10 protein-coding genes and 2 pseudogenes are annotated in these 10256 nt (G+C 75.4%); 5 read left to right on the top strand and 7 right to left on the bottom strand.

All coding sequences use genetic code 11. The features are described 5' to 3' along the window. Window positions 1-28 precede the first annotated feature (28 nt). A complete protein-coding gene (locus ACZ6JS_RS31960) occupies window positions 29-766 on the top strand; it encodes an exonuclease domain-containing protein (protein ID WP_469303157.1) in 738 nt (245 codons plus the stop codon). Between the two features lie 117 nt (window positions 767-883). Here the strand turns inward: ACZ6JS_RS31960 and ACZ6JS_RS31965 are convergent, their stop codons facing one another. Genes ACZ6JS_RS31965 through ACZ6JS_RS31980 form a run of 4 tightly spaced genes read right to left on the bottom strand, consistent with a single transcriptional unit; the run spans window position 884 to window position 3451 of the window. Then, window positions 884-1669 carry an alpha/beta fold hydrolase gene (locus ACZ6JS_RS31965; protein WP_469303159.1) on the bottom strand — a complete coding sequence of 262 codons (786 nt, stop codon included), beginning with the start codon at window positions 1667-1669 and terminating at the stop codon, window positions 884-886. A 47-nt stretch (window positions 1670-1716) separates the two neighbouring features. Then, complete coding sequence (locus ACZ6JS_RS31970; protein ID WP_469303160.1) at window positions 1717-2580, bottom strand: phosphotransferase; 864 nt, start codon at window positions 2578-2580, stop codon at window positions 1717-1719. 47 nt (window positions 2581-2627) lie between these two features. Next, window positions 2628-2834, bottom strand: coding sequence for a hypothetical protein (locus tag ACZ6JS_RS31975; protein ID WP_469303162.1), 207 nt, complete (start codon window positions 2832-2834; stop codon window positions 2628-2630). Next, window positions 2831-3451 carry a TetR/AcrR family transcriptional regulator gene (locus ACZ6JS_RS31980; protein WP_469303163.1) on the bottom strand — a complete coding sequence of 207 codons (621 nt, stop codon included), beginning with the start codon at window positions 3449-3451 and terminating at the stop codon, window positions 2831-2833. The genes ACZ6JS_RS31975 and ACZ6JS_RS31980 overlap by 4 nt, the downstream gene beginning before the upstream one ends. 116 nt (window positions 3452-3567) lie before the next feature. Between ACZ6JS_RS31980 and ACZ6JS_RS31985 the strand changes: the two genes are divergently transcribed. From ACZ6JS_RS31985 to ACZ6JS_RS31995, 3 genes and pseudogenes are all read left to right on the top strand, one after another. Continuing rightward, window positions 3568-5913 (top strand): FUSC family protein, encoded by a 2346-nt coding sequence (locus ACZ6JS_RS31985; RefSeq protein ID WP_469303164.1) that lies wholly within the window; start codon window positions 3568-3570, stop codon window positions 5911-5913. Window positions 5914-5924: 11 nt separating this feature from the next. Further along, window positions 5925-7156, top strand: a pseudogene (gene mgt / locus ACZ6JS_RS31990) (macrolide-inactivating glycosyltransferase); the annotation flags it as partial. An 88-nt stretch (window positions 7157-7244) separates the two neighbouring features. After that, the gene (locus tag ACZ6JS_RS31995; RefSeq protein WP_469303166.1) at window positions 7245-7811 is read left to right on the top strand and encodes a DUF1697 domain-containing protein; all 567 of its coding nucleotides are present in this window, start codon (window positions 7245-7247) and stop codon (window positions 7809-7811) included. 8 nt (window positions 7812-7819) lie between these two features. Here the strand turns inward: ACZ6JS_RS31995 and ACZ6JS_RS32000 are convergent, their stop codons facing one another. Beyond that, window positions 7820-8200 carry a nuclear transport factor 2 family protein gene (locus tag ACZ6JS_RS32000; protein ID WP_469303167.1) on the bottom strand — a complete coding sequence of 127 codons (381 nt, stop codon included), beginning with the start codon at window positions 8198-8200 and terminating at the stop codon, window positions 7820-7822. Between the two features lie 84 nt (window positions 8201-8284). On the opposite strand from ACZ6JS_RS32000, the gene ACZ6JS_RS32005 reads away from it, so the two are divergent. Then, window positions 8285-9286, top strand: coding sequence for a ketopantoate reductase family protein (locus tag ACZ6JS_RS32005; protein ID WP_469303169.1), 1002 nt, complete (start codon window positions 8285-8287; stop codon window positions 9284-9286). Between the two features lie 106 nt (window positions 9287-9392). On the opposite strand, the gene ACZ6JS_RS32010 is transcribed toward ACZ6JS_RS32005, so the two are convergent. Together ACZ6JS_RS32010 and ACZ6JS_RS32015 are read right to left on the bottom strand one after the other, a co-directional pair. Beyond that, window positions 9393-10148 (bottom strand): sirohydrochlorin chelatase, encoded by a 756-nt coding sequence (locus tag ACZ6JS_RS32010; protein ID WP_469303171.1) that lies wholly within the window; start codon window positions 10146-10148, stop codon window positions 9393-9395. Between the two features lie 5 nt (window positions 10149-10153). Further along, window positions 10154-10256: pseudogene (locus ACZ6JS_RS32015) on the bottom strand (ABC transporter permease); the annotation flags it as partial.

The following is a 10256-nucleotide window of genomic DNA, read 5'->3' on the forward strand; positions in this document are numbered from 1 at the left end:
CCGAAGGTGTACGGGGGAGGGACACGGGGTGGAGGACCAGCGCGGTGCGGGGGACTGGCACGGCCGGGTGCTGATCGGGTTCGACCTGGAGACGACCGGCACGGAGCCGGGCGAGTCGAGGATCGTGACGGCGGCCGTGGTGGAGGTGCGCGGCGGTGCGGTGCACGAACGGCGCGGCTGGCTGGCGGATCCGGGGATACCGATCCCGGAGGGGGCCTCGGCCATCCACGGGATCAGCACGGAGCGGGCGGTCGCGGAGGGCCGCCCGGCTCGGGAGGTCGCCGACGAGGTCGCGGAGGCGCTGGTCGCGCACTGGCGTACGGGAGCGGTGGTCGTCGCCTACAACGCGGCGTTCGACCTCACGCTGCTGAGCGCCGAACTGGCCCGGCACGGGCTGCCCTCGCTGGCCGACCGGCTGGGCGGGGCGCGTACCGGTCCGGTCGTGGACCCGCTGACCATCGACCGGGCCGTGGACCGCTTCCGTCGCGGCAAGCGGACCCTGGAGGCGGTCTGCGGGGTGTACGGGGTCACGCTGGAGTCGGCGCACGACGCGGGCGCGGACGCGCTGGCGGCCGTCCATGTGGCCCGGGCGATAGCCGAGCGGCACCCGCAGGTGGCCGAGCTGACCCCGGCCGACCTGCATGCCCAACAGGGCACCTGGCACGCCCGCTGGGCCCGGGACTTCCAGTCCTACTTGCGCCGCCAGGGCGCGCCGGACGCGGTGATCGACACCGCCTGGCCCCTGCGCGACCTGGTTCCGGCCTGACCGGACCCGGCCGGACGGGGCGGTGGCGGGCTACCCGGCTCGACGTCCGGCGGACCGCCGCGGCCCGCCCCTGGGCGCCCGCCGGTTCCGGCCGGCGCGAGGGACGGGCCGCAGTCGTCAGCGGGCGAGGAACGGGGCCAGCGCCGAGGTGAGTTCGGCGGGCGAGTCCAACGCGATGAGGTGGGCGGCCGCCGGGAACTCGACCAGGGTGGCGCCGGGGATCTCGGCGGCGTAGCGCCGGGCGATGTCCTGGAAGTCCGCGACGTCGAGCTTGCCGATCCCGACCAGGGTGGGGACGCGGATGCCGGACAGGTCGCCCCGGACGACGCCCTGGGAGTGCTCCCCGACGACGTCCTGGTTCACCAGCGACGTGCGGATCGGCTCGCGGAGCCGGTCGGCCAGTCCGGTGGCGACGTCCTCCCACGCGCGGGCCGGACCGCGTACCCACATGTCCAGGTTCGTGGCGACGGCGGCGTCCAGGTCGCCCGAGGCGAGGGCCTGAGTTTCCGCCTCGTCGTAGGCGATCATCTCCGCGGACCAGTCGTACCCCGGCCACGGCGCGGCCAGCAGCGCGAGGGAGTGGACCCGGTCCGGGTGGGTCAGGGTGAAGTCCACGGCCACCCGGCCGCCCCAGGACGCGCCCACGAGCCGGACGCGCTCGTGCCCGAGGTGGTCCAGGAGGCGGCGCAGGTCGTCGGTCTCCCTGAACGGTCCGCTCGGCGGGGCGGACTGCCCGAAGCCCCGCAGGTCGTAGCGGATGACGGTGTGCCGTTCCGCGAGGGCGGGGACGACCGCGTCCCACATGTGGTGGTCGGCGATTCCGGCGTGCACGAGTACGACGGGCGGTCCGTCGCCGGTCACGACGTAGGAAAGGTGTCCGAGATCGTCGGAGAGTGTGATCATCCGTAGATATTCGCAGGCCGTCGCTGTGCCCACCACTGCTTTGAGCGCTAGAACGCATGCCACTGCGCCCGCGGGTCGCCGTCTCTGAGGGAGGCCACGCGCCGCCGGAACTCGGCCAGGGCGCCCGGGTTGCCGGGAGCGTGCTGGGCGACCCAGGCGCAGCTGGCCGTCTCGCGGGCGCCGCGCAGGACCGCGCAGCCCTCCCAGTCGCGCACGTCCCATCCGTACGTCCTCGCGAAGGCCTCGTACTGCCCGGCGGGCATCCCGTACCGGTCGCGGGAGAGGGCCATCACCACCAGGTCGTGTTCGCGAAGGTCCGCCGACACGGTCTCCAGGTCGACGAGGGCCGGGCCGTCCGGGCCGACGTGGACGTTGCGGGGCAGGGCGTCACCGTGGACCGGGCCCGGCGTCAGATGCGGGGACAGGCCCGCCACCTCGTCCGCGTAGCCGTCGCGGCGGGAGCGCAGGTACGCCGCGTCGGCCGGGTCGATGGCGTCCCCCGCCAGCCGCAGCCACCGCTCCACCCCGCCCAGCAGGTCCCGGGCCGGCAGGGTGAACGGCGGTTCGGGCAGGGCGTGGACGGCCCGCAGCAGCACCGCCAGGTCCTCGGGCCCCGCGGGCCGCACCGCGTCCGGCAGCCGGTGCCACAGGGTCAGCGGATGTCCGCCCACCAGTCGCGGCGTCGGCTCGGCCGCGCGGACGGCCGGGATGCCGGACGCGGCGAACCAGTCCGCCACCGCCAGTTCCCGCTCGGCCCGCTCCAGCAGCGCGGCCTCCCGGCCCACCTTGACCACGAGGCCGCCGACGGCGAACACGGCGTTCTCGCCGAGCGCCAACAGGGCGGGCTCCGCGGCCCCGCCCCCGGCCAGGCCCGCCGCCGTCACCACGTCCCTCGCCCGCGCCTCGTCCATGCGGCTGTTCTACCACCGCCCGGACGAGGCGGTCCGGGACGGCCCGGTCAGAGGGGGTCGCCGAGCGGGCCGTGCACCGCCTCCAGGCTCTTCGCCCAGTGGGCGGCGAAGTCGGGCCGGGTGCCGTCGGCGTCGGTGAACCCGTACTCCTGGTACAGGCCCCACGTCGCCAGGGCCCGGCCGGTCTTGGCCATGATCTGCGGGTCGGCCGCCAGGGCTACCTTGCCGGCCAGCGGGCGGGGGTCGGTCGTCATGATTCCTCCGGTTCGCGGCGGTGGCGTGTGCCGGTCGGGAAATGGGGGCGCAGTACGGCGTCCAGCTCGCGGCGCAGCCGCTCGGCGAGGCTGCCGCGGCGTTCGACGGCCCAGGTCAGGCCCGCGCCGGCGGTGATCGCCTGTACGGTGCCGGCCAGGGCCGCGACGTCCGTCCCGGAGCGGAGCTCGCCCGCGTCGGCGGCCTCGGCCAGCAGGTCCTCGATCGCCCGCCTTTGGGCCCGGTGAACGGCCAGGGCCCGTTCGTACAGCTGCGGATCGGTGAGGTCCGTGCACAGGAACGCCAGGTGATGGGCGAAGCTCTCCGGCGTGTCCATCCCCGCCAGGGACTGCGACACCAGTGCCGCCAGGGCCCCGAGCGCGGACGGCTGCGCCGTGCGCGCCCGGGCGGCCAGCCCGCCCGCCTCCTCGGCGGACCGGTCGGCGAGCGCCAGCAGCAGACCGCGCTTGGACCCGAACCGTTGCACGAGGGTGCCGGGCACCAGGCCGACCTCGCCGGCCACGGCCGCCAGAGTGAGCCCCGACGGCCCCACCCGGCCCATGACCCGGGCCGCGGCCTGGAGGATCACCGCGTCCTCGATCCCGCGCGGGCGTGCCACGACCGGCCACCTCCCCATTAATAAATGCCTGTTCATTCATTGAACCCTCCGAGCTGCGGGCCGGCACGCCGGGCCGACGGGTGGTGGCCTGTGGTGGGCGGCCCGATGCTGGAGTGGTGGGTGCCGAAAAGGACGTGAGCGCAGGCCGCGGCCCCAGCGGCGTGACGCGGCGCGCGATCCGCACCACCCTCTGCGCGTGCGGCGTGTTCTACGTGTGCCTGTACGGGCTGGACCGCCCCGTGGCCGCGACGTACGGCCTCTTCGCGGTGGTCTCGATGGCCGCCCTCTCCCGCATCCCCGGCACCGGCGACCAGCGCGCCGCCGTGCTGGTCAGGACCCTGCCCGTGGTGTGGGTGCTGCTGACCGCCGGCACCTTCCTCGCGGTACGGACCTGGGCCGCAGTGGCAGGGATGCTGTTCTTCGGCTTCGCCGTCGCCTTCGTGGCCGCGGCCGGACCCCGGGCGGCGGGCGCCGCCCCCGGCCTCCAACTGCTCTACATCCTGCCGTGCTTCCCGCCCTACGCACCGGACACCCTCGGCCAACGGCTGGGGGGCGCGACCTTCGGCCTGATCCTGCTCGTCCTCGCCGAGAAGTTCATCCTCCCCGAGCCGCGCGGCACCACCTACCGGGAGCTGGCCGCAGGGGCGGCCGGCACCGCCGCCCGCTTCGCCGCCGAGTTGGGCCGCGCCCCGTACACGCTGCCACCGGCCGAGGTGGAGGCCGCCCGGACGACCGGCGAGTCGCTGCGCCCCCTCCACGTGGAGGAGGCCGAACGCCCCGCCGGGCCTGGCCTGCGCGACCGCGCCCTCGCCCACACCGGCCTCGGGGCGCGCACCCTGCTCGGCCGGCTGGTGGCCCTGCCCCCGCCGCCCCCGGGGCGGCCGCCGCACCAGACCGGACTGGAGCTGCTGGAGGCCGTCGGCCGGTCCGCCGCGGAGACCGGGGCCCTGCTGGCGGGGACGGGCCGCGCGACCGACGAGGCCGCCGCCCTGCGGCGGTTGCGGGAAGAGGTGCGGGAGGCGGCCGAACGGGAGGCGCAGCCGGTGGCCGAGGTGCGCGGCCGCCGCCGGGCGGCACTGCTGGAGGTGGCGGACGCCGCCGTCGCCTTCGCGACCGCCGCCGAGCTGGCGGTCCGGGGCAGGCGCGCCCCGCTGCCGCCCGGGACCGACTCCGGCCGGTTCTGGTACGCCGGCCGGCTCGCGCCACGCCTGTGGTGGCACCGGCTGGCAGCGCACGCCGGGCCCCGCTCCGTGCACTTCCAGAACGCCGTCCGGATCAGCCTCGCGCTCGCGGCCGCCCGCACGCTCGCCGGCGTGGAGTCGCTGCCCCACGGCTTCTGGGCGATGCTGGCCGTCCTCAGTCTGACCCGCACCACGGTCTCCCAGACGAAGGCGACCGTCCGCCAGGCGCTCGCCGGGACCCTGCTCGGCGCGCTCCTGGCCGCCGGGGTCCTGGTCCTGGTCGGCGGCCACACCACCGTCTACGCCGTCGTCCTGCCGCTGGTGATGCTCGTCGCCTTCATGGTGGGACCGGCCCGGGGCGTGGGCTGGGCCCAGGGCATGTTCACCCTCGTGGTGTCCTTCGCCTTCGCGCAACTGGCGCCCGTGACCTGGCGGCTGGCCGAAGTCCGGCTCATGGACGTGATCATCGGCAGCATGATCGGCGTCGTGTTCGGACTGCTCGCCTGGCCGCGGGGGGCGCAGTCCGAGCTGCACCGCGCGGTCGCGGTGCTGCTGGCGCGAGAGGCCGAGACGGTCGAGAGGACCACGGCCGCCGTGGTCGCCGGCAGGCGGGACACCGCCCCCGACGACCGGGCGCTCCAGCTCGCGCTCTCGCTTGCGGAGAGCGCCTACGCGCAGCGGCAGAGCGAGCCGCGGGCGCCCGCGGCCGGTGCGCCCGACTGGCAGGCCGCCATGATCACGGGGCACCACGTGCTCTGGGGCTCGCGGAGGCTCCTCGCCCGTGCCGGCCCGGACCTCGGGCCGTGCAACGGGGAGCGGCTCACCGGCCGGGCGGCTGGTGTGGCCTCCCGTATGAGGGGTGCGGCGCAGCATGCGGCCGCCATCCCGTCGTCGGCCGCCAACCCGTCGTCGGCCGCGATCCCGTCGTCGGCCGCGATCCCGTCGGCGGACGGGACGCGCGACGGCGGGTGCGCCGCCGACGGGCCCGCCGTCGGTGGGCCCCCCGGGACCGCCATCGGGGTGGACGCCGTCGACAGGACCGGCGCGCCGATGGCCGCAGCGGACGGAGGGGCCGCGACGGGCGGTGCGTCGCAGGTGCCGGAGGTCGTCGCCCCTTCGGAGTTCTTCGCCGCCCAGACCTGGCTCGACTCGCTCGCCCTCGACGTCGAGCGCGTGCTGGCTCCCTGCCGCGCCCCCGACCCGGCCGAGGCCGATTCCGCCGACTCGGCCGTGCCCGCGGCTCCGTCCGCCCCCGCCGACCCCACGGGGCCGCCGCAGTAGCCCGAAAAAGCTTGCACGAGACGTATCGTCTCGTTAAAGTCGGATCATGACCTCCGCCAAGCCCGCCCACATCGCCATGTTCTCCATCGCCGCCCACGGGCACGTGAACCCGAGCATCGAGGTGATCCGTGAGCTCGTCGCCCGGGGCCACCGCGTCAGCTACGCCATCCCCGCCGGCTTCGCCGAGAAGGTCGCCGAGACCGGCGCCACGCCCGTGATCTACACCTCCACCCTCCCCACCGACGACGAGCCCGAGGCCTGGGGCACCGAACTCATCGACAACCTGGAGCCCTTCCTGGACGACGCCGTCCAGGTCCTCCCGCAGCTCGCCGCAGCCTTCGAGGGCGACGAACCGGACCTCGTCATCCACGACATCACCTCCTACCCGGCGCCCGTGCTCGCCCACCGCTGGGGCGTGCCGGCCGTCTCCCTCTCCCCGAACCTCGTCGCGTGGGAGGGCTACGAGGAGGAGGTGGCCGAGCCGATGTTCGCCGGCCTGAAGGCCTCCGAGCGCGGGCAGGCGTACTACGCCCGGTTCACCGCCTGGCTCACCGAGAACGGCCTCGACGGCCAGATCGAACGCCTCCAGAGCCGCCCCCGCCGCAGTCTCGTCCTGATCCCCAGGGCCCTCCAGCCCCACGCCGACCGCGTCGACACGTCCGTCCACACCTTCGTCGGCGCCTGCCAGGGCGACCGCAGCGCCACCCAGGGCACCTGGAACAGGCCGGAGGCCGCCCGCGGCAAGAAGGTCGTCCTGGTCTCGCTCGGCTCGGCCTTCACCAAGCAGCCCGCCTTCTACCGCGCCTGCATCGACGCCTTCGCCGACCTGCCCGACTGGTACGTCGTCCTGCAGATCGGCAAGTTCACCGACGAGGCCGACCTCGGCGAGGTCCCCGCCAACGTGGAGGTCCACCGCTGGGTCCCCCAGCTGGACATCCTGCGCCAGGCCGACGCCTTCATCACCCACGCGGGCGCCGGCGGCAGTCAGGAGGGGCTCGCCACCGCCACCCCGATGGTCGCCGTCCCCCAGGCCGTCGACCAGTTCGGCAACGCCGACATGCTGGCCGCCCTGGGCGTCGCCCGGCACGTCCCGATGGCCGACGCGGACGCGGCCACCCTCCGGGAGGCGGTCCTCGCCCTCGTCGCCGACCCCGCGGTCGCCGCCCGCGCCGAGGAGATCCGGGCCGGGATGGCCGCCGAGGGAGGCACACGCCAGGCCGCCGACCTCATCGAGGCGGAACTGTTCCGGCGCGGCCCAGGGCTTCCGGGGCATCAGGGGCGGACGCCCCGGCCCGGCCATGATCCCGCGGACACCCCCTAAGGTGGCCCCCATGACCAAGAAGGCCACGGCGACGACCAAGTACGCCGCACTGCTGCGCGGGATCAACGTCGGCGGCAGCAAGAAGGTCCCGATGGCGGAACTGCGCGCGGTCCTGGAGGGACTCGGGCACGGCGACGTGCAGACGTACCTGCAGAGCGGCAACGCGGTCTTCAGCAGTGCGCAGACCGATCCGGTGGCGCTCGCCCGGGAACTGGAGGCGGCCATCGAGGCCCACTTCGGCTTCCGGGTCGCGTGCCTGGTGGTGGACGGCGCGTATCTGCGCGCCGTCGCGGAGGCGTGCCCCTTCCCGGCCGCGGAGCTGGAGGGCAGGCAGCTCCACGCCACCTTCTTCTCCGAGCAGCCCGGCCCGGAGCGCTTCGCCGCGCTCGACGGGGCCGCGTTCCTCCCCGAGGAGTACCGGCTCGGCGACCGCGTCCTCTACCTCTACGCCCCCGACGGCCTCGGCCGCTCCAAGCTGGCCGAGGCCCTCGCCAAGCCCGCCGTCGTCAAGGGCATCGACGTGACCACCCGCAACTGGAACACCGTCGCCAAGCTCGTGGAGCTGACCGGCCCCTGACCCGGTGTCTACGCGTCCGGCACCGGGGTGGCCTGGTGGTAGTACATCCGCCATCCGGACCCCTCGTCGGACGTCCGCCAGATCGAACTCCTGCGCGCCCGCCGCCCGTCGATCACGGTCTCGTACGTGAGGTGCACCACCCCCGGCGCCAGTTCGACCCCCGTCATACCGGCGGGCTCGTACAGCGGCCCGTCCTCGGCGCCGCCCTCCAGGCCCGGCAGGGCCGCGAGCATCGCCTCCCGGTCCCACCTGCGCCCCGAGGCGCCCACCTCGACGAACTCCGGGTCGAGGAGCCGGTCCGCCAGGACCCGCGACGTCCGCACGCCCGGGCCCATCAACTGCATCTCGCACGCGACCGCCTCGGTCACGGCCTCTCCGTCCGCATCCATGCAAGATCCTGGCCGGGGCCGACGGAGCACCGGCCACCGGCCCCGGGGGCGACGGTGCCGGCGGGGTGTGCCAGGCTCGTCGGCATGCGGTACATCATCATCGGCGCGGGCGCCGTGGGCGCCACCATCGGCGGACGGCTCGCGGAGGCGGGCGGCGAGGTCGTCCTCGTCGCGCGCGGCGCGCACGCGGCGGCCCTGCGGGCCGACGGGCTGCGGCTCACGACGGCGGACGGGAGCCGGGTGCACCGGCTGCCGGTGGTCACCGGCCCCGACGAGATGGGCGAACTGCGCCCGGACGACGTGCTGTTGCTGGCGGTGAAGACCCAGGACGCGATCGCGGCGCTCGACGCGTGGGGCGACGCGGAGGTCGCGGGCGGAGGCACGGCCGCACAGCGGCTGCCGGTGCTCTGCGCACAGAACGGCGTGGAGAGCGAGCGGCTGGCGCTGCGGCGCTTCGCGCGCGTGTACGGGGTGTGCGTCTGGCTGCCCGCCACCTTCCTGGAGCCGGGCGTGGTCTCGGCACTGTGCACCCCGCTGACCGGAATCCTGCACCTGGGCCGTGCCGCCGGCGGCACGGACACCCTCGCCCGGACCGTCGCGGCGGACCTCGCCAAGGCCGGCTTCGAGGCCCCGCCGGTCGAGGACGTCATGCGGTGGAAGTACGCGAAGCTGCTGGGGAACCTCGGCAACGCGATCCAGGCGACGACCGGTCCGGAGCCGGATCCGGCCAAGGCGGCGCTGCTGCTGCGGGCCGTCCGCGAGGCGAAGGCCGCCTTCGGGGCGGCCGGCACCGCCTACGCCTCCGACGCGGAGCAGTCGCAGGCCCGCGACGGGAAGGTCGAGCAGCCGCCGGGCGTGCGGGGCGGATCGTCCTGGCAGAGCCTGGCGCGCGGTACGGGCTCTGTGGAGGCGGACTACCTCAACGGGGAGATCTCGTTGCTGGGCCGGCTGCACGGGGTACCCACCCCGGTCAACGACGTGCTGCGGCACGCGGCGAACATCTTCGCCCGGGAGGGTCTGCCGCCGGGCGCGATGTCCATCGCCGACCTGACGGCCCTGGCCGACGAGGCCGCGGCCCGGGCGTAGGACGCTGCAGGTCGGCGCCCGGCCGCCGTGGTCTGCGCGGCGCCCGTGCCCGGAGCGCGGGCCCGAACCCCCGCGGCTCACCCGCAGGTGCTGCTGATCGCAGCGGTCAGGCCGTCAGGGCCGGGAGCCGGGCGGGCGCCGCGGCGGCCGCGTCGTAGCGGCGCAGCAGCAGGCGGGCCAGTTCCGGGGCGGCGCCCAGGACGTCCGCCACGACGTCGGCGCCCGCTGCCCCGGCGCCGGCCGCGATGCGGTCCGGGAGCCGGCCGGGGGCGATGACGTACGGCGCCACCGCCACCCGGTCGAAACCCTCGGCGCGCAGGGTCCGTACGGCGTCCTCCGTACGGGGCAGAGCGGCGGAGGCGAACGCAGGCCGCACGGCGCACCAACCGGTGTGCCGCCACTCCCGCGCGATTTCAGCGATCACTGCGATCGCCTCCGGGTCTGTGGAACCGGCGGACGCGAGCACCACCGCGGTGGTGGCGCGGTCCGCCGGGGTGAGGCCGGCTTCGGACAGCCGGCGTTCGAGCGCCTCGACGAGCAGCGGGGACGGGCCGAGGACGTCCGCCACCGTGACCGAGAGGCCCGGCAGGCGGGTCAGCGCGTCCGACAGCGCCGCCGGGATGTCGGCCTTCGCGTGGAAGGCCCGGGTCAGCAGCAGCGGCAGGGCCACCACGTCGCGGACGCCGTCGGCGTGCAGCGCCGACAGCACCTGCTCGACCCGCGGGGCGTTGAAGTCCAGGAAGGCCGTCTCCACGCGCAGTCCGGGCCGCAGCGCCCGCACCCGCCGGGTGAGGGCGTGCACGGTCGCGGCGTGCCGCGGATCGCGGCTGCCGTGGGCGATGACCAGCAGTGCGGGCGACATGCGCTTCAGCTCCTCACCAGGAGGCCGCGGCTGCGCAGGACGTGGCGTTCGATCGGGCTGAAGATGAGCAGGTCGATGGCGATGCCGACGGCGAGGATCAGGATGATG

It is taken from the genome of Streptomyces sp. NPDC046349, assembly GCF_055587885.1.

Excerpts from the sequence above, each read along its gene's own strand:
- ACZ6JS_RS32010 (WP_469303171.1), bottom strand. The coding sequence starts at position 10,148 with ATGTCGCCCGCACTGCTGGTCATCGCCCACGGCAGCCGCGATCCGCGG.
- ACZ6JS_RS31995 (WP_469303166.1), top strand. The coding sequence starts at position 7,245 with ATGACCAAGAAGGCCACGGCGACGACCAAGTACGCCGCACTGCTGCGC.
- ACZ6JS_RS31970 (WP_469303160.1), bottom strand. The coding sequence starts at position 2,580 with ATGGACGAGGCGCGGGCGAGGGACGTGGTGACGGCGGCGGGCCTGGCC.
- ACZ6JS_RS32005 (WP_469303169.1), top strand. The coding sequence starts at position 8,285 with ATGCGGTACATCATCATCGGCGCGGGCGCCGTGGGCGCCACCATCGGC.
- ACZ6JS_RS31965 (WP_469303159.1), bottom strand. The coding sequence starts at position 1,669 with ATGATCACACTCTCCGACGATCTCGGACACCTTTCCTACGTCGTGACC.
- ACZ6JS_RS32000 (WP_469303167.1), bottom strand. The coding sequence starts at position 8,200 with ATGGATGCGGACGGAGAGGCCGTGACCGAGGCGGTCGCGTGCGAGATG.
- ACZ6JS_RS31975 (WP_469303162.1), bottom strand. The coding sequence starts at position 2,834 with ATGACGACCGACCCCCGCCCGCTGGCCGGCAAGGTAGCCCTGGCGGCC.